Below are 22,234 nucleotides of genomic sequence, written 5' to 3' on the forward strand. Positions count from 1 at the left end.
CGCTGCGTCCGGAGCCGCTCAAGGAGGCCAACCCGCTCAACCTCAAGCGCCTGGTCGACGGCCAGCGCGAGGGCTGAGCCCCGCACGAACGCCTACCCAACGGGACGGCCACGGCCGTCCCTTCGCTTTGCCAGTTCTCCCCTACCCCGCAGCCGATTGGATCGCAATCCCGGATGACCGGACCTATCTTGTCAGCAAGCCTGGTCTCCGGCTCACTGGAGGGTTGTCTGCTCGAGTACCTCGATCACCTCAACGAACACTTCGTCGATCCGGTAGGCATCGACCGGGGCCGCTATCGAGTTCCCGAGGTCACGCGTGCTCGGGGACCGATGAGAAAAACGAGACACTACGATGCCCGTCGACACTGCCAAGCTACATCACTTTCTGAGCGACTTATTGGGAACCAGCGGAGTCATCGACGACCCAGCGGGATACTCCCGCTATACCACTGACTGGGCCGGAGACCGCCGCGGTGATCCCCTGCTCGTCGCAAGGCCGCGAACCACCGATGAGGTGGCCACGATCGTCACCTACTGCCATGACCAAGGTGTCCCGATGGTCGTCCAGGGTGGCCACACCGGTCTGGTTGGCGGCGCCCAGCCCGACGCCGAGCGCCCCGAATTGGTAATCAGCCTGGAGCGTCTTAGCCGGATCCGGGCGATCGATCCACTCAACTTCACGATCAGCGTCGATGCCGGCTGCGTGCTGCAAGCGGTCAAAGACGCCGCCGCCGAGTATGACTGCGATTTCCCGCTCAGCCTCGGCGCCCAGGGCAGTTGCCAGATCGGCGGCAACATCGCCACCAACGCCGGCGGGATCAACGTACTGCGCCATGGGATGATGCGTCATCTGGTGCTGGGCCTGGAGGTGGTGCTGCCCGACGGGCGGGTATGGAACGCCATGCATGCGCTGCACAAGGACAACCGCGGCTACGACCTCAAGCAGCTGTTCATCGGCGCCGAGGGCACTCTGGGCATCGTCACCGGGGCGGTGCTCAAACTGACGCCCCGACCGCAGGCGACGCGTACGGCGCTGATTGCGGTGCCCGACGTCCCCGCCGCGCTGGCGCTCTACGGCCAGGCAAGACGCAGTTGCTGTGACCTGCTCAGCGCCTTCGAGCTGATCCCGCGCGCCTGCCTAGAGCTCGCCTTCGAGGCCGACCCCGACCTGCCTGACCCGCTGGACACGGCATACCCCGTCTACGTGCTGTTGGAGGTCGCCGCCAGCGGTCCAGTCGATCTCGACGCCATGATCGGGCAACTCTTCGAGGATGGCATGCAGGCCGGGCAAATCCTCGACGGCGTTCTGGCGGGCAGCGGCGTCCAGGCCGAGCGCCTGTGGCAGATCCGCGAGCGCATGGTCGAGGGCCAGCAACAACGTGGCGAACACCTACGTACTGACATCGCACTGCCGATCTCCGCGCTTAGCGACTTCTTTGACGTGGCCAGCCAAGCGGTGGCGCAGCACTCGCCGAAGACCACGGTGATAGCCTACGGGCATATCGGCGATGGCAATCTGCACTTCAACCTGCTGCCGCCGGCCGAGCTTGAACTCGCTGCCAAGAAGGCATTGCTTCACGAACTGGAGTCGACACTGTTTGCGCTGGTCGACGAATATCACGGCAGCATCAGCGCTGAGCATGGCATCGGCCGCATCAAGCAGACACCCTACCTAGCAGGTTTGGCGCCCGTGGAGCGTGAGCTTCTCGAGGGCATCAAGCGGCTTGTCGATCCCGACGAGCTCATGAATGCAGGACGCATCCTGCCTCGACGAGCCTGAGATGAGCGGACAAGTCGTCGTTCCCTCTCTGCTTCTGGGCGTGATGCAGGCGCCGTACGCACCCACTCGCGATAAAGCCGTCTCTTCGCCCCTTGCCACGGCCTGGACGAAGCCAATTCCCCCACGTCATCAGCGAGTGGCAAGTCGTTAGCGAGTGGATCATACTGGAAATGACAGCCATGCTATCATCCTGTCATACAATAATGATGCCACCACGAGGCCACCATGCGACTTCGAGACAAGACTGCATTGGTCACGGCAGCCGGCCAAGGCATCGGCCATGCCACGGCCCTGCGCTTTGCCACCGAAGGCGCCCGAGTCATCGCCACGGACATCGACGCCGCCAAGCTGCAGGCTCTCGCTCGCTTGCCCGGCATCGAGACGCGCCGCCTAGACGTGCTCGACGCGGCGGCCATCCAGGCCCTGGCCGAGGAACTGCCTGCCGTGGACGTGCTCTTCAACTGTGCCGGTCATGTCGCCAACGGCTCGTTGCTGGAATGCGACGAGGCGGACTGGGAGTTCTCCCTGGCGCTCAACGTGACGGCCATGTATCGCATGGTCCGCGCGTTCCTGCCCGGCATGCTCGACCAGGGCGGCGGCAGTATCGTCAACATGGCGTCGGTGGCCTCGAGCCTGAAGGGCGTGCCCAACCGCTTCGCCTATGGCACGACCAAGGCCGCCGTTCTCGGGCTGACCAAGTCGGTGGCGGCGGACTATCTGGACCGAGGAATACGCTGCAACGCGATCTGCCCGGGCACGGTCGCCTCACCATCACTGATGGAGCGCATCGCCGACCAGGCCGGCCGCCAAGGGCGCGCCGAGGACGACGTCTACCGCGAGTTCGTCGCACGCCAGCCGATGGGTCGACTAGGCAAATCGGAGGAGATCGCCGCGTTGGCCACCTACCTGGCCTGCGATGAATCGGCCTATACCACCGGTACATTCAATATCATCGATGGCGGCTGGCTGAACTGACGCGGCCCCACCACCCAACCAGAAGAGGATCTTGCTCATGAAGTTGCTGCGCGTCGGCCCGCCGGGCCAGGAGAAGCCCGCCCTGCTCGACAGGGACGGGATCATCCGTGACCTCTCGGGCCACGTCGAGGACATTGCCGGCTCCCATCTCGATGCCGACCGGCTGCGGGCCGTGGCCCGGATCGACCCCGCCACGTTGCATGCCATCGACGCGGACATCCGGATCGGGCCCTGCGTGGGACGGGTCGGCAAGTTCATCTGCATCGGTCTCAACTACTCCGATCACGCCGCGGAGACCGGCGCCGAGGTGCCCAGCGAGCCGGTAGTCTTCAACAAGTGGACCAGTGCGATCTGCGGCCCCGAGGATGACGTGAGAATCCCCCGCGGCTCGCAGAAGACCGATTGGGAAGTCGAGCTCGGCGTGGTCATCGGCAGGGCCGGACGCTACATCGACGAGGCCGATGCCATGGACCACGTGGCCGGTTTCTGCGTGGTCAACGACGTCTCGGAGCGTGAATACCAGCTCGAGCGCTGCGGCAGCTGGGACAAGGGCAAGGGCTGCGACACCTTCGGTCCGCTGGGCCCCTGGCTGGTGACGCCCGACGAGATCGCCGATCCGCACGATCTCGCCATGTGGCTCGAGGTCGACGGCACGCGCTACCAGGATGGCACCACGCGCACCATGGTCTATCAGGTCCCTTTCCTGATCAGCTACCTGAGCCGCTTCATGAGCCTGCAGCCCGGCGACGTGATCTCCACCGGCACGCCCCCCGGGGTGGGCATGGGCCAGCAACCGCCCGTCTACCTCAAGCCGGGCCAGCAGATGCGCCTGGGCATCGACGGCCTCGGCGAGCAATGTCAGCGCGTCGTCGCCGACGACTGAACCAGAGCCGGCCTGTCCTTCGCCTCGGCGGGCCAGCAGGGAGCCAACATGAGCCAGACCATCGCCAGCGACACTTTCCAGCGCCCCAGCCTGCGCGTGCATGCCGCCGACAACGTCCATGTCGCCCTCAAGGATCTGCCCGTCGGAACCGAGATCGAGGACAGCGGACGCACCCTGCGGCTGGCCGAAGCCATCCGCCACAAGCATAAGTTCGCCCTGCATCCACTGGCCGCGGGCGATCTGGTGATCATGTACGGCGTCACCGTCGGCCGGGTCACCCACCCCATCGCCGAAGGCGGGGCGATCACCACCGGCAACGTCGAGCATTCCACCGACAGCGACCACGCCCAGGCACGCCGCAAACACTGGGATGCGCCGGACGTCAGCCGCTTTCAGGGCGTCACCTTCCAGGGCTACCACCGCCCCGACGGCCGGGTCGGCACCGCCAACGTATGGGTCGTGGTGCCGCTGGTCTTCTGCGAGAACCGCAACATCGAGGTACTGCGCCAGTGCGTCGCCGACGCGCTCGGTGAGGACCCCTACCGCGACTACAAACGCATGGCGCGCGAAATGCTGCATGGCCAAGTCGCTGGCGCCCCTGCCGAGACCGACCATGGCGAGCGCCCGTTTCCCAACGTCGACGGCGTGCGTTTTCTGACCCACACGCTGGGCTGCGGCGGTACCGACGACGACGCCCTGGCGCTGTGCCGGCTACTGGCCGGCTACATCTGCCATCCCAACGTGGCCGGCGCCACGGTGCTCAGCCTGGGTTGCCAGAAGGCGCAGATCGACATGCTCAAGCAGGCCATGACCGAGCGCGATCCCGAAGGCCTGCGGCCGGTGCATTATTTCGAGCAGCAGGCCTCGCGCAGCGAGGACACCCTGATCCGCGAGGCGCTGACCACCATTTTCGATGGCCTGAAGGAAGCCAACCGGGTCACGCGCCAGCCGGCGCCGCTGGCGGAACTGACCATCGGCGTGGAGTGCGGGGGTTCCGATGGCTTCTCGGGCCTGTCCGCCAATCCGACGGTGGGCGCCGTCATCGACCGCCTGGTGGCACTGGGTGGCAGCGGCATCCTCAGCGAGTTTCCCGAGTTGTGCGGCGTGGAACATGAGCTGATCGCGCGCTGCGTCGACGATCGGGCCGCCGCGCGCTTTCGCACGCTGATGGATGCCTACCAGGCACACGCCGCCGCCGTCGGGGCCCATTTTTCCATGAACCCCTCTCCCGGCAACATCCGCGATGGCCTGATCACCGACGCCATGAAGTCCGCCGGGGCGGCCAAGAAAGGCGGCGACAGTCCGGTGGTCGACGTGCTCGACTACACCGAGCCCGCCACCCGCAAGGGCTTGAGCCTGTTGTGCACGCCGGGCAACGATGTGGAGTCCACCACCGCGCTGGTCGGTTCCGGCGCCAATCTGGTGATCTTCACCACCGGCCTCGGCACCCCCACCGGCAACCCCATCGCGCCGGTGCTGAAAGTCTCCAGCAACAGCGAGATGGCCCAGCGCCTTTCTGACATCATCGACTTCGACGCCGGACCGGTCATCCGTGGCGAGGCGCAGATCGCCGAGCTGGCCGAGGAACTGCTGCAGCTGTGCATCGATACCGCCTCGGGGCGCTATCTATCCAAGGCCGTACAGCTGGCACAATACGACTTCATCCCCTGGAAACGTGGGGTCTCGCTGTAACATTTTCACTGCGGCGCAATAAAATCGCGGCGAAACAAAAGAGAGGGCGTCCAGGCACCCTCTCTCGGTATCTACCCCTGCCTACTCCGAGTCCGACAGCCGCTCCTTGAGCTGGCGGTAGGTTCCGTAGTGGCGATCGAGATGCCGGCGCATCGCCGCCTCGGCGGCATCCGGATCGCCCGAGGCGATGGCCTCGACGATCTCGGTATGCGCCTGAAGCGCGGCATGGTCCTCGCCGTCACGCTGCAGGACCTGGGCGCGCCGATCGTCGAGCCACTCCGAGAGCGCCTCGTGCACGGCATTGAAGATCGGGTTGCGGGCGATGGACGCCAGCACGCCGTGAAAGTCGTTGTCGCTGCGCTTGAAACGCGCCTCGTCACCCAGTGCCGCACGATTCTCGTCGATCGCCTGACGCAGGCTGTCGACGTCCTCTGCCGAGGCATGTATCGCGGCGTAGCGAACCAGCGAGATTTCGAACATGGCCCGGGCTTCCTGGAAATACTGCTGCCCTTCCGACTTGGCCAGAAGCTGGCGTGTCACCCCTGACAACCGAGCCATGACGGCTTCGGCGGTAGGTCGGATGACGCGCGCCCGGGTGCCGCTATTGATGGCGATCAGACCCAGCCTCTGCAGGTAGAACAGCGCCTCACGAACCGCCGGTCGCCCCACGCCGAACTGTTCCATCAGCTCGCGCTCGGCGGGCAGCTGGTCGTCCTCCTTGAGACGCCCTTCGAGAATATCCCTCTCGAGCTGCTCGGCTACCTGTTCGGAGAGCGTCTTGCGCTCCACCTTGTATCTCGTCATTCGCTGCGACTCCTCGCCTAACCGTGTCTGCCGCCCCTATGGTACTGCATGCCGGAGGGCCCCGCCCTACAACAGCGTCGCGGTGACAGCCTCAACTCCTCCGCCAGTTGCTGATAGGCCGCCAGATTGACCGATTCGCGGCGTGCCTGATGGCCCGGTACCGCTTGACCCGGTGCAGGCCGGCCCGCGCGTCGGCAAGCAGATGAGTCTCCTAGCGATAGATCAGCGCCGGCAACCACATGGACAGCGCCGGAATGAAGGTGATCAGCAACAGCGCAATGAACAATGGAACCAGAAACGGCAGCGTTCCACGCATGCAGCGCTCGAAGGGAATGTGCGAAACCCGCGACAGCACGTAGATCACCATGCCCACGGGTGGTGTCAGCAGGCCGATCATCAGGTTGAGCACCATGATCACCCCGAAGTGAACCGGATCGACCCCGGCATTCACCGCTACCGGCAACAATACCGGGACCAGGATGGTGATCGCCGCGATGGTCTCCATGAAGCAGCCCACCACGATCAGCACCAGGTTGATGAGCAGCAGCACCATGAAGGGGTTGTCGGCGAACGGCCCGAACAGCCCCATGACCTGTTCGGTGACCTGGTTGCTGGTCAGGATCCAGGCGAAGATCGATGCCCCGGCGACGATCAGCAGGATGATCGCGGTGGTCTCGATGGTTTCCATGCTGACCTGCACCAGCCGACGCCAGGTCAAAATGCGATAGACCACCATACCCAGGAACAGGGCGTAGATCACGGCGGCAATCGCCGCTTCGGTCGGGGTGAACATGCCACTGATGATGCCGCCGACGATGATCACCGGAGTCAGCAGCGACAGAAACGCCCGGGCAAAGGTCACGCGCAGCGTCTTGAGGGCGAACGCAGCGTCACGCTTGTAACCGCGCCGGCGCGCCAGGATGGCGATCATGATCATCAGCACGACGCCCATCAGCAGCCCCGGGACCAGCCCCGCCACGAACAGCTGTCCCACCGAGGCGCCGGCCATCACACCGTAGATGACCATGGGCAGGCTGGGCGGGATGATCGGCCCGATGGTCGACGAGGCGGCGGTGATTCCGACCGCGAATTCCTCATCGTAGCCGGCGTCGCGCATGGCCTTGATCTCGATGGTCCCCAGCCCACCGGCATCGGCCACCGCCGCACCGGACATGCCGGCAAAGACGATGCTCGCCCCGACATTGACATGACCCAGGCCACCGCGCATCCAGCCCATCAGGGCCAGGGCGAAGTCGAAGATGCGCTGGGTGATACCGCCATTATTCATCAGGTTGCCGGCCAGGATGAAAAACGGAATCGCCAGCAGCGGGAAGCTGTCCACGCCGTTGATCATGCGGTGGGCGACGACGATATCCGGCACCTGCCCGCTGAGATAGACGTAAATCAGACACGACCCGGCCAGACAGATGGCGATGGGAAGCCCCATGACCAGCATGGTGAACAGCGAAGCGAACAGGAACGATACATAGTGGCCCTGCACGGCCAGGACGATACAGAAGAGCACGGCCAAGGCGGCGAGAATCGGCGCCACGAGCGACCGCCCGTGGCGCTGGGTCAGGGTTTTGGGCATGGCGGACACTCCAGTCTTGTTATCAATCGTCGTCCGAGGCCAACAGCTCACTGGTACCTTCGCGCCAATGGCGGATCGCCACCAGAACGGCGCGGAACAGCATCAGCAGAAATCCGATCATCACCACGTAATAGAGATAGCGCTTAGGGATATCCACCGAGACCATCATCGAGTGGGTGCGGCTGGCGAGCCCATAGGTGATCCAGGCGGCGGCGGCAAAGAAGGCGGCGCGGGCGATATCGACCAGCGTCGACAGCAGGCGTCCCATGGCCAGCGGCATGTAGCGGTAGAAGAACTCGACCATGATGTGCGAATTTCTGCGCACGGCCATCGAACCGCCGAGGAAGCAGACCAGGATCAACAGGTAACGAGCCATCTCCTCGGTCCAGGCAATCGAATCGCCCAGTACGTAACGGCTGAAGAACTGCAGGAAGACATCCAGCGCCAGCAGCCAGAAGACGCCCAGCGTGACGTAGTCCTCGAAGCGGTAATTGCGCGGGTCGAACTCCTCCTCTTCTATGGCGCTGAGCAGTTTTTCCTCGCGGGGCAGGCGTTCTTCCGTCATTGTCGGCTCCAGGCCCCACCCGCAACGGCCGGGTGGGGGCAACGGGTTGTGGTTCAATTGCCGTAAAGCCGTTTACTGGCCGAGCGCCTGCAGGCGGTCGTAGGTTTCCTTGTCCCAAGTCGCGGCTTCGCCATTGTGATAGGGAATGACCGCTTCGCGGAATGGCTGGGTATCGACCTCGTTGACGGTCACGCCCTGATCCTCGAACCAGGCCACCAGGTCCTTCTCGGATTGGACAACATCATCGGTGATCTTCTGTCCGGCCTCCGTGTAGACGTCACGGAAAATCTGTTTGTCCTCGTCGGAAAGCCGGTTCCATAACGGACCGCCGGCAATGGTGATCAGCGAGTCGGTAATGTGTCCGGTGAGGTTGATGTAATCCTGCACCTCATAGAACTTCTTGGCTTGGATGGTTGGCAACGGGTTCTCCTGAGCATCCACCACCCCCTGCTGCAGCGCCAAGTAGACTTCGGAGAAGGCAATGGGCGTCGGATTGGCACCGACCGCCTCAGGGAACATCATGTACATGGGCGCATTGGGCACACGGATCTTGAGGCCTTTCATGTCCGCGGGCTTATTGATCGGCTTGTTGGAAGTGGTATGGCGCTTGCCGTAGTAGTTCAGCGCCAGCGGTACGTTGCCGGTGGCGTCCTGATAGCCCTGGGCGATCTCCTTGAACAGGTCGCTGTTGGCGTAGGCCTTCCAGTGCTCGAAGTCGCGGAACATATAGGGCGCCCCGGCGATGCCGATAGGCCCATAAGAGCGTCCAGCAAACTGGTTACCGGTATAGATCAAGTCGATGGTGCCCAGCGACAGACCTTCGTTGATATCCGCTTCCTTGCCCAGTGACGAGGCGGGATGTACCTCAACGGTATAACGACCGTCGGTGCGCTTCTCGATTTCGTCGGCGGCCCATAGGGCCCACTTGTGGTAGGGCTCGGAGGTCTCGTAGACGTGCGCGAAACTAAGCGTCTCGGCACTGGCCATTCCGGCGACACTGACCCCGGCCAACAGCACGGCGGTCGAGATCCAGCGATTGAATTTAGTAGTGCTGGCGCGCTTGTAACCCATTTGTTGTTCTCCTTCCCGATTCAGGACAAGTATCGTCCTGCCTTGGCGGGTGATTGGTGCCAAATGTATACGTGTCATACCATCATAAGGAAAACTAGCCACCACGCGACCGGCGTGCAATGCCGATTCTATTATCCTCTGGTCGTAGATGCCTGGCCGAGGCGCATGAGCAGCGCATCGTCGCCGAAGCCGCCCGCCTTGGTCATGATCGGCCGCTGACGATCGCCGTCCAGCCAGCCCCACGCCACGCCGGAGGCCCATTCGCCGGCCAGTTCGACCTGCCGGACACCCAGCCGTGCCAGCACGGCCATAGCCGTATCGCCACCGGTGAGAAACAGCAAGGGCGCTTGCCCTGGCTGGGTATCCAGAAGGCCTTCCACGCAGCGGGCCATGCCTTGGGCGACCTGCTCCGAGGTGTAGCCTGGGGAAGACTGACTCCCCGGGAGGACCAGCTTCTGCCGTGCCGCCGCGGGTTGGGCCGCACCGCTTTTCTCCATCGCATGGATGATCGGCAAGGATGGGACGGCCTCACACAGGCAGGCTACCTGCCGGCGTGCCTGGTCGCAGCGCGATCCGACAGCGATCAGCACGTTGTCCAACGGCGGCGCAGGGGGCACTGGCCCTGATGGCGACGGGCAACTCTCAACGGCCAATGCTTCGCTCAGCCCCGCCGCACCGACAACCAGCCAACGCCCCGGGGTCGCGAGCATCCGCCGGGCCAGGACGCGCAGGTCGGCCTCGTTCAATGCATCGACGATGACATCGGTCTCGTTCGGCATCTCCCCTGCCGGGATGACCGGAATGACCAGCCCCTGCCGGGCGAACAGGGTTGGTAGCGGCTCGACGGGCGGCACCGAGCGCGCATCGCGTCCATAATCCGTTGCCGCCAGCGGCGCGCCATGCACGAAGACCTGGCCATCATGCAGCGTGCGACCCTGGGCCGGCACCGCCGGTGAAATCAACAGGCCTCGCTGGCTGCTGCGGCGCGCAGCCAGGCATTCCGCAACGACATTGCCGCGCAGCGTCGAGTCGATCTTCTTGAAGAGTACCCGGGGTGCCAACGGGAGTAGCGCCCCGCAGGCTTCCGCCACGCGCGCGGCTGCCTCGCTGGCCGATAAGTGACGTGACTCGGTATTGATCGCCAGGACCTCGGGAAGATCATCCCGACCGATGACCTCGGCAAGATGCTCCGGCGCGATGACAACCCCGGTCCGGGCTCCACGTCGAGCGAACGGCGCCGCCGCATCCATCGCCCCGGTCAGGTCGTCGGCGACGATCGCCACGGCCAGCTCAGCCAAGGGGCACGCTTCTTGCCAATTGCCACGCATAGGCGATGGCCGCGTTCATGTTGACGGCATCCGCCTTGCCCTGCCAGGCGATGTCGAAGGCCGTGCCGTGATCCACCGAGGTACGCCTGATGGGCAGGCCCAGGCTGACGTTGACGGTGGTATCGAAGGCGATCAGCTTGACTGGAATATGGCCCTGGTCATGGTACTGGGCCACCACCAGGTCGAACTCGCCGCGGCTGGCGCGGTAGAACACCGTGTCGGCGGAAATCGGCCCCTGCACCTCGTAGCCCGCCCGCTGCAACGCCTCGACGGCCGGACGAATGATGCGCTCATCCTCGTCGCCGAAGATCCCGCCTTCACCGCAGTGAGGATTGAGACCGGCCACGGCGATGCGCGGCGTGGCCAGCCCCAGTTGGCGAAGATGCTCGTGCCCCGCCTTGGCGGTGCCCTCGATGCGCTCGACCGTGACCCGCTGAATTGCCTCCTTCAGCGACACGTGGGTCGAGACGTGGATCGTCGACAGCGTTTCCGAGGCCAGCAGCATGAACGACGCCGGCGCCCCGGTCAGCGACGCCAGCATGCCGGTATGGCCGTCGTAGTAGCGCTCGGCGGCATGCAGGGCCGCCTTGTTGAGCGGTGCGGTGACGATCACACCGGCGCGCCCGGCCTGGACCAGCTTTACGGCCCGCTCGACGCAGCGATACGCCATCTCCCCCGCCGCCGCACTGATCTCGCCATCGGGGATCGGCGTAGCCAAGACATTGTCGACCTGGGCCACGGCAATTTCGTGGCCGGACGGTGTGGCTTGCGTGTCGTCGAGCGACTGGAATGCCAGGTCGGCGTCGATCAGCTGTGCCGCACGCGAGAAGGTAGCGATATCGCCCACCAGTAACGTGGACGCCCGGTCTGCGGCTGCCATGCCGGCCAGGGCTCGACAGATGATTTCCGGCCCGATGCCGGCCGGGTCGCCCATGGTAATGGCGATGGCAAAAGGGGCCTGGGTCGTCATGGCATCAACTGCCCGCCGTTGACCTCGATGACCTGACCGGTCACATAGGCGCTGAGCGCATCGCTGATCAGGAACAGGTAGGCACCCACGCAATCCTCGGCGGTGCCCAGGCGCCCCTGAGGAATCGTGCCTCGGGCGGCCTCGAGCTGAGCATCGTTGGAGTGGCGCTGATGGAAGTCGGTGGCGATCGTGCCCGGGGCCACGGCATTGACGCGGATATTGTCCGCGGCCAGTTCCTTGGCCATGGAGCGGGTCAGGTTACTGACGAAGCCTTTGGCCGAGGCGTACAACCCGGCACCGGGGCCCCCGCCATTGCGGGCGGCAATGGAACTCGTATGAACGATATTGCCCGCGCCCTGTTCACGAAAGTGCGGTAGTGCGGCGCGGCTGGCCATGATCACCGAGCGCACGTTGAGATTCATGACCTTGTCGTACTGCCCGTCATCCATGGCCTCGAGGTTCACGCGGCCGAGCATGTCGCCGGCATTGTTGATGAGCACGTCCAGCCCGCCCATGGCGGCGGCGGCTTCGTCGACCACCTCGGCCGCCCTGGCCGACTGGCTGACGTCGCCCTGGACCAGGAATGCCTGACCACCGGCATCGCGGATCGCCCCGGCTACCTCGCGCGCCGGCGCCTCGCTGGAGTAGTAGTGGACGGCGACATGCGCCCCACATTCGCCCAGCTTGCGGGCTACCGCCGCGCCGATACCCCGGCTCGCCCCGGTGATCAGGACCCGTTTGCCCCGGAATTCATCGAACATAATGTTTCCCTTTGTCGTGACGATCGATAGCTATTGGCATACCTATCATACAACATGACAATAGTAGGCCTCTGTTGCTGCATCATTGAGACGATCGTTAGTTGGCTGTATAAGTGGGCATAGCCCTAGCAATCGCCCTTGATTGCCCTTCCGCTCAGCTAGCCCCGATCAACGGTCATCCCGGGCAACGCTATCGGCGGCATCCGCCCCACGCTCGCCGACCGGCTGGTCATCGCCGGCCGTGGTATCGTGCCGGGTCTGCCGTTCGAGCTCGCTGTTCAGGGCCGCCCCCATCAGCACGATGAACGCGGATAGCCAGAACCACATGAGCAGAACCACGACGGCCCCCAGCGAACCGTAGGTCTCGTTGTAGCTGGCGAAGTTGCGCACGTAGATGGAAAAGCCGATGGAGCCGATCAGCCACAACGGGACCGCCACCACCGAGCCGGCACTCGCCCATTGCCAGCGTGGCTTCCGGCGATCCGGCGCATAGCGAAACAGTATTGCCAGCGCCACCATCACCATGACCAGCAACAGCGGCCAGCGCAGCAGATTGATGAGCGTACCGATAATTCCGCCGAGGCCCAGCAGCTTGACGAGCGTAGGAATGGCCGTGATGGCGCCGAGCGTAACGACCGCCATGACGACCGCGCCCAGGGTTAGCCCCAGGATGATGGCGGTCTTCTTGATGAAGCCGCGCTTTTCTTGCTCTTCATAGACGATGTTCAAGCCGTCCATGAGCCCCTTGATACCGCGCGAGGCGCTGTAGACCGCCAGCAAGATCCCGCCGATCGCCGCCAGTCCCATGCCGGTACTGTTGCTCGCACTGGCCTGCTGGGCCTGCTGGCGGATGATACCGGCCGCCTGCTGCGGCAAGAGATGGCTGACCGACGAGATCTGCTGCGAAATCTGCTGCGGATCGAACAGCAGGCCCCAGATGGATATCACCGCGACAATGGCCGGGAACAGCGCCAGCAGGCTGTAGAACGCAACCCCGGCGGCTACCAGGGATACATGATCGCGACCGATATCCTCCTTGACGCGCTTGAGTACCTCGAACCAGCCGTGGCGCGGAATATGCGTGGGCTTATGGGCATGACGCCCGTGTGACGTCGTCGACTCTCGATTTGTCATAGCGGTCTGCTTCCATGCTGAAAAACGTCCATGTCCTACTAGAGTAGGCGGCGGCCCATCCCACCACATGCTCTAAAAACTAAAAATCCGCTATCACGCAACAGGCGGTCTCGTTGAACGGTGGACCTGCGAGCCGGACCCGGGAGACCGAGCCAGAGCCCACCGTATTCAGGGGCGCTGCTGCAAGGCCAGCTTGATGCCGAGCGCCACCAGAACCGTGCCGGTAACGCCATCGAGGGCGCGCGACACCCAGCGCTTGGCCAACCAGGTTCCGGCCCGGCCGACCATCAGGACAATGGCGATCTGCCAGAGATTGGCGATCACGAAATGCACCCCAGCCAGCCACAGCGACTTGAGCAACGCAGGATCGCTCGGCGCGATGAATTGCGGCAGGAAAGCCATGTAGAAGACCACGGTCTTGGGGTTGAGGACGTTGGAAAGAAAGCCCTCGCGCACTGGCAGCAGGATCGGCACATCTCGACGCGCCGTATCCATCCCGGCCACCGGAAGCGGATTGCCACGGCGCATGCTGAGCAGGCTCTGCACGCCCAGCCAGATCAGATAGGCGGCGCCCGCCAGCTTGAGCAGGCCGAACGCCCAGGCCGACTGCAGCAGGATCAGCGAGATACCCAGCGCCGATACCGTGGCGTGCACGAACAATCCGCAACAGATGGCCACGCTGGTGATGACGCCGTCACGCATTCCACCGCGGGCGGTATTGCGGATCACCAGCAGGGTGTCCACCCCCGGGGTCATGCTCAATAGGGTGATCGCCACCACGAAGGACAGGAACTGGGCATCAATCAGCATCGTCGCTCGTCTCGCATACGTTTACGGAAGGTCGCTCGAGGTCTACGGCAGTAACCAGCGCCAGATGGCGAAGGCACCAAACGCTACCACGGCAAGGCCGATCACGATCAGCAGCCCATCATCCGCCGCCAGACCCAGCCCCAGCAAAGCAATCGCCAGCGCCGGTATCGCCGCGGCGAAAGGCAACAACTCCAGCGGAATCATGGATAACGCCAACAAGGCCGCGAGCGCTGCAACCAGCCGCCGCACCAACGGGCTCGTCAGAGCCTGCAGGCGCGGCTTGAGCAGCCTGTCGAAACGCTGCGTCCAGGGGCGCACACGAGCGACTGCCTGGTGGAAGCGCTGATGGCTGAAGCCACGTTCCCGCAGGCGCCGTGGCAGCCAGGGGGTCCGCTTGCCAAGGACCAACTGACTGGCCACGGTGGCGATGAATAGTCCACACAGTGTGGGTACCCCGGGGATCGCACCGGTAGGCAGCAAGGCAATCAGCGCCGGCAATACCAGCAACGGGCCGAAACCACGCGATGCAAAGTTATCGATGATATCCTGCAGATGAATCTTGTCTCCGCTGTCCGCTCCGTCGAGCTGATCGAGCAGCCCCGTCAATGCCATCCGTTCGGCCATGTGCGTCTCCTTCGCTGTATTTCTTGCCGCTTGACCGAGGGCATCCAGCCGTCCCGGCCGGTATCGTGGTTATTGGCTGAACAGGCCGCGCCGGGCATGCTTGAGCGATATCTGATCGTTCAGGGTCCAGAAATCGTAGAGCACGCCGATCAGGAACAACCCGCCCGTGAACAGGTAGAGCAGGCCCGTGAGCCATTTACCCATGTACATGCGATGCAGGCCGAACACGCCCAGGAAAGTCAGCAAGACCCAGGCCAGCGTGTAGTCGATCGGCCCGGTATGAAAGCGCATGTCCGCCTGACGGTCCATCGCCGGAATCAGGAACACGTCGATAAGCCAGCCGATTCCCAGCAGCCCGAAGGTAAAAAACCAGATCGTGCCGGTAACCGGCTTGCCAAAGTAGAAGCGGTGAGCCCCGGTGAATCCGAAGATCCACAGTAGATAGCCCACGAGCTTGCTGTGTGTATTGCTGGACGCCAGTTGTGTCACGCCTCTCTCCTTGTAAAAAGCTTAAGAATAGCAGGGCCAGCGCAGCCAACGGAGAGCGTCTCGGGCGAGCCTGCAGGCTTGTTATCGTCCGCTCGCGGGAGCGCGCAACCTTGTCATGAGCGATCGGCCGGACAGCCAGGATTGCTCTCCATGGGCCTGATCAGGTCACGTGAAAAAACCATTGACGCTTGCCCCGTGCCATGCATCCCGAGAGTCTGGACGCACTCGAAATTAGCATCTATGGTGCTGAATGCGGGCATCGTAACGTGCAAGACCCTCTTTAGCGTAGCTTGGCGTGGTCGATGGCAACGATGCACACGCCGCTGCGTGGATCAGCAGGCAGAATGACGTCAACAGGTTATCGGCTTCCGAAGACTTTCAGTGCGCATTCCCTTGCCACTCCACGTATTACGGGCAAATCGCGAGCCAAGGTTCTCGCAGCCCAGCACCATCAACGGTTAGTTAAGGAAAAATCGACAATGGCAACTGGCACTGTCAAGTGGTTCAACGATACCAAAGGCTACGGTTTCATCTCCCCCGACGACGGCGGTGATGATCTGTTCGCCCACTTCTCCGAGATTCAGGCTGAAGGCTTCAAGACCCTGCAGGACGGCCAAAAGGTCTCCTTCGAGGTCACTCAGGGCAAGAAAGGCCTTCAGGCCGCCAACATCAAGGCGCTCTAAGCGCTTGATAGCCGCAAGCGGTACGTCTCGCACGAGGCGCTGCCGACAAGACCCGCCTCAGCGGGTCTTGTTTACGCGGCTGGGGCTGGTCAGGCTCATACTCAGGCACCTTGCCAAATTCAGCTTGACCCGCAACATTTAAGAGCGCATCCTTCATGCGACTGGTTTGTAGACAGAATGACGTCAGTTGTTAATCGATTCCCTCGATAAACCCCGTGCGCGTTTCTCTGGCTTATAAGCCTCGCATCGGCGGTTCGTAGCAGTCCGCAAGGCTTCACGTAATCGCATCATCAGTAAGTTAGATAGTTAAGGAATTCGACAATGGCAACTGGCACTGTCAAGTGGTTCAACGATACCAAGGGCTTTGGCTTCATCTCTCCGGACGACGGCGGTGATGACCTCTTCGCTCACTTCTCCGAAATTCAGGCAGAAGGCTTCAAGTCTCTGCAGGACGGTCAGAAGGTTTCCTTCGACGTCACTCAGGGCAAGAAAGGCCTTCAGGCCGCTAACATCAAGCCGGCCTGATACGTCTAACCACGTACAGGTTGCACCGATCGCCACGTCCATGGACGTGGCCTCGTAAAAAGGCCCGCCTAGGCGGGCCTTTTTAGTGGGCGATCATCACACATTCAGTTGGATGTGCTTGTGCCGCCATCGGGCGACTCGTCGAGCTCGATCGTCTGCTGCTCCTTGACGTCCTGCTTCTGCGCTTGCTCGAACTGATCGTTGATCTCTTGCTCGGCTTCCTTGAAGCGCCGCTCGGTTTCCTTCAAGGCTTGGCTAACGTCGTCCTCGGAATTGTCCCAGGAATCGTTCGCGGCTGATTCGCCCGCCGATTCACCTACCGGGGTATCATCCGCAAGCGTGTCGTCGCTCCCTACCGTCCCGCCGCCCCCGGCAGCATCGGCCTGGGCCTGTTCTTCGCCATTAGATCCGCTATCTGCCGCCGTACCCGCTGCATCACCGTCGCTCGTCGCTGACGTCTCGTTACGCGGTGTACGCTCAGCCCCAGCATCCTCGCCCGACGCCTGCGATGACTGGGACGATTGGCTGCTCTCCTCGGTCACCGGGGCGCTCTTCTCTTCATCGTCGCCACCGTTACAGCCCGTGAGGCCGAGCATCAGCGCCAAGGGTAGCGCCGTCATCATCCAAGGCGTCTTGGCCATTGCTTATTCTCCTGATCATGAACAAAAGGGTGAGTGATGATGCCGCGCCATTGCAGCAAACGCCTCGCCTGGGTGCAAGGCGCTAGACGCCGATGTCTTCGTTCCAGACATCGGGATGCCGGGCAATGAACGTCGCCATCAATTCCCGACACTCCTCGCTATCGAGTACCTCGAGGGCGACGCCCTGTTCGCGCAGGTGCGCCTCGGCCCCCATGAAGGTGCGGTTTTCGCCGATCACCAGCCGCGGAATGCCATACAGCAGGATAGCCCCGCTGCACATTGGACACGGTGACAGCGTGGTATAGAGCGTCGCCTCACGGTACACCGAAGCCGGTTGACGCCCGGCATTCTCCAGTGCATCCATCTCGCCATGCAGCACTACGCTGCCCCGCTGCTGGCGCTGATTGTGGCCACGACCGATGATTCGCCCAGCGTGGACCAGCACCGAGCCGATCGGCACGCCGCCTTCGGCCAGCCCCTGGCGCGCCTCGTCGAGCGCCGCCTGCATAAAGGTATCCATGCTAGCTCCTCGCTTCAGGTCGCGAACAACTGCCCTTCGATATCGCGAAACGCCTTGAACTCCAGCGCATTGCCCGAAGGGTCGAAGAAGAACATGGTGGCCTGCTCGCCGGGCTCGCCCTGAAAGCGAATGTAGGGTTCGATCTCGAAGCGCACCCCGGCCTGAGTCAGACGGTCGACCAGCCCTTCCCAGTCGCTCATGCTCAGCACCACGCCAAAGTGCGGTACCGGCACGCCGTGTCCGTCGACCGGATTGCGGTGAACGCCGGCCCCCTTTTCATCGAGCTCCGGGTTGAGATGGCAGACGAACTGATGCCCGTAGAGGTTGAAGTCGACCCAGCGATCGCTGGAACGCCCCTCCGGGCAGCCCAGCAATTCGCCGTAGAAGCGCCGAGCCTCGGCTATGTCACGGACCTGGACGGCCAGATGGAAAGGATTGGGCATGGTGCGTACTCCTCGAACAGAAATCACGATCAGGGGGATGAATTCAACAACTCGCTCGTGTCGGGCATCGATAGCTTGATGGCGCGGGGCTCGAGCGACACTTCGAACTGTTTGAGATGGCGCGGCTCGCCATCGAGATTGAGCGGAAAGCTGGTATCGCTGCGAAAGCTCAACCGGGGCGTACGGATCGTCCGTACGAACTCGCCATCCTCCGGCAACCGTTCGATTTCGCTGAGTAACTGGCGCATGTCATGCAACGACGAGAAATGACGCACGGCCACGACCTCGAGCAGGCCATCGTCCAGCTTGGCGGCCGGCGCCAGGCACTGACCGCCGCCGGCCTGGCGACCGTTGCCGATCGCCAATAGAAACAGCGGCGTGGTCAGCTCGCCATCCGGCCAACTGAGTACGCCCTGATAAGGCTGATAGCGCCAGGCCTTGAGCATGCCCATCAGTGAGTAGGCGCCGCCGCCCAGCAGGCGCTTCAGCGCGACAGGTGTCGAGGTGGTGATCTCGGCACCGAAGCCACCGGTCGCCATGTTGATGAAGCAGTCTTCACCGAGACGCGCCACATCCACGTCGTGCTCATGACCGGACAGCGCAAGCTCGAGAGCCGGCTGCGGCTCTAGCGGCAGGCCCACCCCATGGGCGAAATCATTGGCGCTGCCCAGCGGCAGAATGCCCAGTGTTGGGCGCCGCTCTGGCGCTACCGCCATCAGCCCCGCGACGATCTCGTTGACCGTGCCATCACCGCCCCCGGCAATGACGCGCGATACGCCCTCGACGGCCGCTTCGTGCACCATGCGCAGACCATCGCCGCCCTCCCAGGTGACGCGCACATCCAGTGCATGGCCGTCTTTGCGCAACGCAGTGACTGCTTCGCGCACCTCGTCGATCTGTGCCGATTTGCCATTGATGATCAAGCGCGCCAAGTTGCCCGACTGAGCCATTCACTGCCTTCCTTGTACTGTCACTCCGTTGATCGCTATACCATCGCCTGTCGGCGCATGCATCGCAAGCAACACGTCAGGCCGCCGCTTTCTCGCCTCGCCTGTCGCTGATCAGCAACACCGCAACCGGCAGTACGGCGACCAATGCCAGCGAGCCCTGCAACGGGATTCCCGTCGTCAGCATCGCGGTGGCCAGTAGCGCGCCGCCGCCCAACTGGACCGCGCCGAGCAACGCCGCGGCGGTACCGGCCAGCTCGCGAAAGGATTCCAGCGCGAGACTCGATGCCGCCCCGAGCGTCAACGAGAAGCCCACCGACAATACCGCCACTGGACCCATGAAACTGGCAATCGACAGCGGCAGTACGAACACAGCCATTCCATGCAATAAACCGGCCATCAACACCAACATCAAGCCGACTCGCACGGTGGGCCGACGCCCCAGGCGGTGGATGATTCGTGGGGCGACGAAAAAGGTCGCGATATTGATCAGCGCGTTGCCACCGAAGCACGCGGCAAAAGCCAGCTCGCTGAGCTGCAGCCGCTCGACCAGCAGCACCGGCGCCGCCGAGACGTAGAGCAGGATTGTCGCCATACAGATACCCGCGGTGCCGGCGTAGCGCGCGAACGCCCGATCGCCCAGTACCTGGCGGTAGCGCGACCAGCTGTATAGCGGACGCGACGGTTGTACGTCGCGGGGCCGCGTCTCGGTGAAACGCAGGGCCCCGGCGATCAGCAGGCCGAGCGCGAACAGCGCCATGAACGCAAAGTTGCTGCGCCAGCCCAGCGTCACCGCGAGCACCCCGCCGATTACCGGCGCCAAGGCCGGAATCAGGCACAGCGCGCCATTGAGGTAGCTATAGAGCCGCGCTCCCTGAGCCGGCGTAAAGGCATCGCGTACCGCGGCGAATGCCACCGTGGTCGTGGCGCAGGCCCCCAATCCCTGAAGAATGCGCGATGCATAGAGCGGGCCGAGGTTGGTCGCCGCCATGCCCAACAGGGCGCCGAGCGCATACAACGCCGAACCGGCCAGCAATGCCGGGCGGCGACCGAAGCGATCGGTCAGCGGACCAACCACGATCTGGCCGAGACCGACGCTGAACAGCAACAGCGTGATGGTGATCTGCAGCGCCGTGGCGGGCTGCCCCAGATCGGCGGCCATGACCGGCAACGACGGCAGGTAGATATCGATCGCCAGCGGCGTCAACATCACGCTGGCGACCAGCAGCAACATCAGACTGGCGCGGGTGGGCGGTGTGGCCATGGGCTCTCCGACTATCGGGGGAGAGCCACTGTAACGTCCCACCTGCGAATGGCAAGCGGCTCATTCACCGGCCGGCGAGAGGCGAAACTCGAGCAGGTCGCGCGCCGAATGCCGCAGATGGCCGGCCAGGCGCGTCAGGTTTCGGCGGTCCTTGGTCTGCAACACCATGTGGTAACGATAGACCGCGCCATGCTCACCCAGGCTATAGCTCATCGACTTGACCACGCAGCCATGCCGAGCGATGAGTTCGCGAACCTGCTCCTCGCTCGGCGTTTTCTCGATGGCGTAACTGAGCACATGGTCGGCGTAGTACTCGCTGGGCAGACGCAGCTCGACCCAGCGAAACAGCGACAGCGTCAATAGAGTAGCCACGGTGGCGGTCACCGCCGGCAACCAGAAGCCCACGCCGAACAGGATACCCAGCACTGAGGTGATCCAGATCGAGGCCGCCGTGGTCAGTCCATGGACGTTCAAGCCCTCCTTGAAGATCACTCCGGCGCCGAGAAAGCCGATCCCGGTCATGATGCCCTGCGCCATGCGCGTGGGATCGGTACGAATCGTCGATTCGGGAATGCTGGTGAGCCATTGCCACTGGTTGGTACTGACGATCATCAGCAGTGCCGAGGCGCCACAGACCAGGGCATGGGTACGAAATCCCGCCGGGCGGCCATGGAAGCTCCGCTCCAGTCCGACCAGGCTGCCCGCCAGCCACGCGGCCCCCAAGTGATAGAGAATCGTCAGACTTTCTCCAACCATATGTCCCGCTCCCTGTGTAGTCAGTCCGTTACCGGAGTAGCCAGTCGGTACTCCAGAGGCTTGCCAGCCCGCATGCGTTCGCTCACAGTCAGTTGGCAATACCCACCTCTTGCGGAAGGAACCGCAACCATGAAAGAGCACTCCACCACCCCGCCGAGCAGCGATCTGCAGCTCGACGACGATCACCTGCCGTCCGAGGCGGCCGCCGTGCACGAGACTATTCGCGCCGACGGTGAGAAGGAACTCACCCGTACCGTCTCGGCGCTGTTCTGGTCGGCGCTGGCCGCCGGATTATCGATGAGTTTCTCGATGCTTGCCAAGGGTCTGCTTGATTCTCACCTTCCCGACAGCAGCGTCGCTTACCTGATCTCCTCGCTGGGCTACCCCGTGGGCTTTCTGGTGGTGATTCTCGCCCGCCAGCAGCTGTTCACCGAGAACACCGTCACCGCCGTTCTGCCTCTGATGAGCGAACCCCACCTCTTCAAGCTGCTGCGGTTGCTGCGGCTATGGAGCGTGGTCCTGGTCGGCAATCTGGTGGGCACCGCCATTTCGGCTTACGCGATCGTTGCCATGCCGTTGTTCGATAGCGAAACCCACAAGATATTCCTGGGTCTCGGCCAGCACGTGCTGGCCAATGACTTCGGCGAGACGTTCGCCAAGGGCGTCGTCGCCGGTTGGATGATCGCCACCATGGTATGGCTGATTCCCGCCGCCGGGCAGGCCAAGATCTGGGTGATCCTGATCGTCACCTACCTGGTCGCCATCGGCGGTTTCACGCATATCGTCGCCGGCTCGACCGAAGTGCTCTACTTGGTATTCTCCGGCAGGGCCAGCCTGGGCGAGTACCTGACGAGCTTCGTCCTGCCCGCCCTCATCGGCAACGTGGTCGGTGGCACTTTCATCTTCGCGCTGATCAGCCATGCCCAGATCCGCAGCGACACTTGAGCCTCGTCGCCACAAGGAAACGGCCGCCCGAAGG

General features: G+C 63.3%; 24 protein-coding genes. 7 read left to right on the forward strand and 17 right to left on the reverse strand.

The genetic code is table 11. The annotated features are described in order from the left end of the window. Window positions 1-351 precede the first annotated feature (351 nt). From R6258_RS14315 to R6258_RS14330, 4 genes are all read left to right on the forward strand, one after another. A complete protein-coding gene (locus R6258_RS14315) occupies window positions 352-1,779 on the forward strand; it encodes an FAD-binding oxidoreductase (RefSeq protein ID WP_318451585.1) in 1,428 nt (475 codons plus the stop codon). 225 nt (window positions 1,780-2,004) lie between these two features. Beyond that, entirely contained in the window at window positions 2,005-2,754 is a 750-nt protein-coding gene (locus R6258_RS14320) for an SDR family oxidoreductase (protein ID WP_318451587.1), read from the forward strand. Between the two features lie 37 nt (window positions 2,755-2,791). Then, window positions 2,792-3,637, forward strand: coding sequence for a fumarylacetoacetate hydrolase family protein (locus R6258_RS14325; RefSeq protein ID WP_318451593.1), 846 nt, complete (start codon window positions 2,792-2,794; stop codon window positions 3,635-3,637). A gap of 48 nt (window positions 3,638-3,685) precedes the next feature. Then, window positions 3,686-5,329: an altronate dehydratase family protein gene (locus R6258_RS14330; RefSeq protein WP_318451600.1), complete on the forward strand. Its 1,644-nt coding sequence runs from the start codon at window positions 3,686-3,688 to the stop codon at window positions 5,327-5,329. A gap of 81 nt (window positions 5,330-5,410) precedes the next feature. On the opposite strand, the gene nanR is transcribed toward R6258_RS14330, so the two are convergent. From nanR to R6258_RS14385, 11 genes are all read right to left on the reverse strand, one after another. After that, window positions 5,411-6,133 (reverse strand): transcriptional regulator NanR, encoded by a 723-nt coding sequence (nanR, locus tag R6258_RS14335; RefSeq protein ID WP_318451602.1) that lies wholly within the window; start codon window positions 6,131-6,133, stop codon window positions 5,411-5,413. 211 nt (window positions 6,134-6,344) lie between these two features. After that, complete coding sequence (locus R6258_RS14340) at window positions 6,345-7,724, reverse strand: TRAP transporter large permease (protein ID WP_318451604.1); 1,380 nt, start codon at window positions 7,722-7,724, stop codon at window positions 6,345-6,347. Between the two features lie 22 nt (window positions 7,725-7,746). Then, the gene (locus tag R6258_RS14345; RefSeq protein ID WP_318451606.1) at window positions 7,747-8,289 is read right to left on the reverse strand and encodes a TRAP transporter small permease; all 543 of its coding nucleotides are present in this window, start codon (window positions 8,287-8,289) and stop codon (window positions 7,747-7,749) included. 72 nt (window positions 8,290-8,361) lie between these two features. Then, window positions 8,362-9,360 (reverse strand): sialic acid TRAP transporter substrate-binding protein SiaP, encoded by a 999-nt coding sequence (locus tag R6258_RS14350; protein ID WP_318451612.1) that lies wholly within the window; start codon window positions 9,358-9,360, stop codon window positions 8,362-8,364. Window positions 9,361-9,491: 131 nt separating this feature from the next. Then, window positions 9,492-10,658 (reverse strand): four-carbon acid sugar kinase family protein, encoded by a 1,167-nt coding sequence (locus tag R6258_RS14355; protein ID WP_318451618.1) that lies wholly within the window; start codon window positions 10,656-10,658, stop codon window positions 9,492-9,494. Further along, window positions 10,651-11,658 carry a 4-hydroxythreonine-4-phosphate dehydrogenase PdxA gene (gene pdxA / locus R6258_RS14360; protein WP_318451620.1) on the reverse strand — a complete coding sequence of 336 codons (1,008 nt, stop codon included), beginning with the start codon at window positions 11,656-11,658 and terminating at the stop codon, window positions 10,651-10,653. The genes R6258_RS14355 and pdxA overlap by 8 nt, the downstream gene beginning before the upstream one ends. Next, the gene (locus R6258_RS14365; RefSeq protein ID WP_318451625.1) at window positions 11,655-12,419 is read right to left on the reverse strand and encodes an SDR family NAD(P)-dependent oxidoreductase; all 765 of its coding nucleotides are present in this window, start codon (window positions 12,417-12,419) and stop codon (window positions 11,655-11,657) included. The genes pdxA and R6258_RS14365 overlap by 4 nt, the downstream gene beginning before the upstream one ends. A 168-nt stretch (window positions 12,420-12,587) precedes the next feature. Continuing rightward, entirely contained in the window at window positions 12,588-13,553 is a 966-nt protein-coding gene (locus R6258_RS14370) for a YihY/virulence factor BrkB family protein (protein ID WP_318451632.1), read from the reverse strand. Between the two features lie 168 nt (window positions 13,554-13,721). After that, window positions 13,722-14,363: a LysE family translocator gene (locus R6258_RS14375; RefSeq protein ID WP_318451638.1), complete on the reverse strand. Its 642-nt coding sequence runs from the start codon at window positions 14,361-14,363 to the stop codon at window positions 13,722-13,724. A gap of 42 nt (window positions 14,364-14,405) precedes the next feature. After that, window positions 14,406-14,987, reverse strand: a complete 582-nt coding sequence (locus R6258_RS14380; protein WP_318451644.1) for an exopolysaccharide biosynthesis protein — start codon at window positions 14,985-14,987, stop codon at window positions 14,406-14,408. A gap of 69 nt (window positions 14,988-15,056) precedes the next feature. Beyond that, complete coding sequence (locus R6258_RS14385) at window positions 15,057-15,476, reverse strand: TM2 domain-containing protein (RefSeq protein WP_318451649.1); 420 nt, start codon at window positions 15,474-15,476, stop codon at window positions 15,057-15,059. A 479-nt stretch (window positions 15,477-15,955) separates the two neighbouring features. Here R6258_RS14385 and R6258_RS14390 point away from each other — a divergent pair, with 479 nt between their 5' ends. Continuing rightward, window positions 15,956-16,159, forward strand: coding sequence for a cold-shock protein (locus R6258_RS14390; protein ID WP_031382855.1), 204 nt, complete (start codon window positions 15,956-15,958; stop codon window positions 16,157-16,159). A gap of 321 nt (window positions 16,160-16,480) precedes the next feature. Further along, entirely contained in the window at window positions 16,481-16,684 is a 204-nt protein-coding gene (locus R6258_RS14395) for a cold-shock protein (RefSeq protein WP_031382854.1), read from the forward strand. Between the two features lie 104 nt (window positions 16,685-16,788). Here R6258_RS14395 and R6258_RS14400 read toward each other — a convergent pair whose 3' ends face one another. The 6 genes from R6258_RS14400 to R6258_RS14425 all read right to left on the reverse strand — a co-directional run bounded on the left by R6258_RS14400 (window position 16,789) and on the right by R6258_RS14425 (window position 21,255). Next, the gene (locus R6258_RS14400; protein ID WP_318451678.1) at window positions 16,789-17,325 is read right to left on the reverse strand and encodes a hypothetical protein; all 537 of its coding nucleotides are present in this window, start codon (window positions 17,323-17,325) and stop codon (window positions 16,789-16,791) included. An 82-nt stretch (window positions 17,326-17,407) separates the two neighbouring features. Beyond that, window positions 17,408-17,845, reverse strand: a complete 438-nt coding sequence (locus tag R6258_RS14405; protein WP_318451684.1) for a nucleoside deaminase — start codon at window positions 17,843-17,845, stop codon at window positions 17,408-17,410. A gap of 14 nt (window positions 17,846-17,859) precedes the next feature. Next, window positions 17,860-18,288 carry a VOC family protein gene (locus R6258_RS14410; protein ID WP_318451690.1) on the reverse strand — a complete coding sequence of 143 codons (429 nt, stop codon included), beginning with the start codon at window positions 18,286-18,288 and terminating at the stop codon, window positions 17,860-17,862. A gap of 29 nt (window positions 18,289-18,317) precedes the next feature. Next, window positions 18,318-19,238 (reverse strand): lipid kinase YegS, encoded by a 921-nt coding sequence (gene yegS / locus R6258_RS14415; protein WP_318451695.1) that lies wholly within the window; start codon window positions 19,236-19,238, stop codon window positions 18,318-18,320. Between the two features lie 76 nt (window positions 19,239-19,314). After that, complete coding sequence (locus R6258_RS14420) at window positions 19,315-20,499, reverse strand: multidrug effflux MFS transporter (RefSeq protein WP_318451708.1); 1,185 nt, start codon at window positions 20,497-20,499, stop codon at window positions 19,315-19,317. Window positions 20,500-20,559: 60 nt separating this feature from the next. Continuing rightward, a complete protein-coding gene (locus R6258_RS14425) occupies window positions 20,560-21,255 on the reverse strand; it encodes an MgtC/SapB family protein (RefSeq protein ID WP_318451710.1) in 696 nt (231 codons plus the stop codon). Window positions 21,256-21,384: 129 nt separating this feature from the next. On the opposite strand from R6258_RS14425, the gene R6258_RS14430 reads away from it, so the two are divergent. Beyond that, window positions 21,385-22,200 (forward strand): formate/nitrite transporter family protein, encoded by an 816-nt coding sequence (locus tag R6258_RS14430; protein WP_318451716.1) that lies wholly within the window; start codon window positions 21,385-21,387, stop codon window positions 22,198-22,200. The last annotated feature ends 34 nt before the right edge of the window (window positions 22,201-22,234 follow it).

Source organism: Halomonas sp. HP20-15 (assembly GCF_033446685.1).
Lineage (GTDB): Bacteria > Pseudomonadota > Gammaproteobacteria > Pseudomonadales > Halomonadaceae > Modicisalibacter.

Bases quoted from the DNA above. Each gene is read 5' to 3' on its own strand.
- R6258_RS14320 (WP_318451587.1), top strand. From the start codon at position 2,005: ATGCGACTTCGAGACAAGACTGCATTGGTCACGGCAGCCGGCCAAGGC.
- R6258_RS14370 (WP_318451632.1), bottom strand. From the start codon at position 13,553: ATGACAAATCGAGAGTCGACGACGTCACACGGGCGTCATGCCCATAAG.
- nanR (WP_318451602.1), bottom strand. From the start codon at position 6,133: ATGACGAGATACAAGGTGGAGCGCAAGACGCTCTCCGAACAGGTAGCC.
- R6258_RS14375 (WP_318451638.1), bottom strand. From the start codon at position 14,363: ATGCTGATTGATGCCCAGTTCCTGTCCTTCGTGGTGGCGATCACCCTA.
- yegS (WP_318451695.1), bottom strand. From the start codon at position 19,238: ATGGCTCAGTCGGGCAACTTGGCGCGCTTGATCATCAATGGCAAATCG.
- R6258_RS14390 (WP_031382855.1), top strand. From the start codon at position 15,956: ATGGCAACTGGCACTGTCAAGTGGTTCAACGATACCAAAGGCTACGGT.
- R6258_RS14365 (WP_318451625.1), bottom strand. From the start codon at position 12,419: ATGTTCGATGAATTCCGGGGCAAACGGGTCCTGATCACCGGGGCGAGC.
- R6258_RS14420 (WP_318451708.1), bottom strand. From the start codon at position 20,499: ATGGCCACACCGCCCACCCGCGCCAGTCTGATGTTGCTGCTGGTCGCC.
- R6258_RS14400 (WP_318451678.1), bottom strand. From the start codon at position 17,325: ATGGCCAAGACGCCTTGGATGATGACGGCGCTACCCTTGGCGCTGATG.
- R6258_RS14345 (WP_318451606.1), bottom strand. From the start codon at position 8,289: ATGACGGAAGAACGCCTGCCCCGCGAGGAAAAACTGCTCAGCGCCATA.
- pdxA (WP_318451620.1), bottom strand. From the start codon at position 11,658: ATGACGACCCAGGCCCCTTTTGCCATCGCCATTACCATGGGCGACCCG.
- R6258_RS14330 (WP_318451600.1), top strand. From the start codon at position 3,686: ATGAGCCAGACCATCGCCAGCGACACTTTCCAGCGCCCCAGCCTGCGC.
- R6258_RS14340 (WP_318451604.1), bottom strand. From the start codon at position 7,724: ATGCCCAAAACCCTGACCCAGCGCCACGGGCGGTCGCTCGTGGCGCCG.
- R6258_RS14380 (WP_318451644.1), bottom strand. From the start codon at position 14,987: ATGGCCGAACGGATGGCATTGACGGGGCTGCTCGATCAGCTCGACGGA.
- R6258_RS14315 (WP_318451585.1), top strand. From the start codon at position 352: ATGCCCGTCGACACTGCCAAGCTACATCACTTTCTGAGCGACTTATTG.
- R6258_RS14425 (WP_318451710.1), bottom strand. From the start codon at position 21,255: ATGGTTGGAGAAAGTCTGACGATTCTCTATCACTTGGGGGCCGCGTGG.
- R6258_RS14395 (WP_031382854.1), top strand. From the start codon at position 16,481: ATGGCAACTGGCACTGTCAAGTGGTTCAACGATACCAAGGGCTTTGGC.
- R6258_RS14350 (WP_318451612.1), bottom strand. From the start codon at position 9,360: ATGGGTTACAAGCGCGCCAGCACTACTAAATTCAATCGCTGGATCTCG.
- R6258_RS14405 (WP_318451684.1), bottom strand. From the start codon at position 17,845: ATGGATACCTTTATGCAGGCGGCGCTCGACGAGGCGCGCCAGGGGCTG.
- R6258_RS14410 (WP_318451690.1), bottom strand. From the start codon at position 18,288: ATGCCCAATCCTTTCCATCTGGCCGTCCAGGTCCGTGACATAGCCGAG.
- R6258_RS14325 (WP_318451593.1), top strand. From the start codon at position 2,792: ATGAAGTTGCTGCGCGTCGGCCCGCCGGGCCAGGAGAAGCCCGCCCTG.
- R6258_RS14430 (WP_318451716.1), top strand. From the start codon at position 21,385: ATGAAAGAGCACTCCACCACCCCGCCGAGCAGCGATCTGCAGCTCGAC.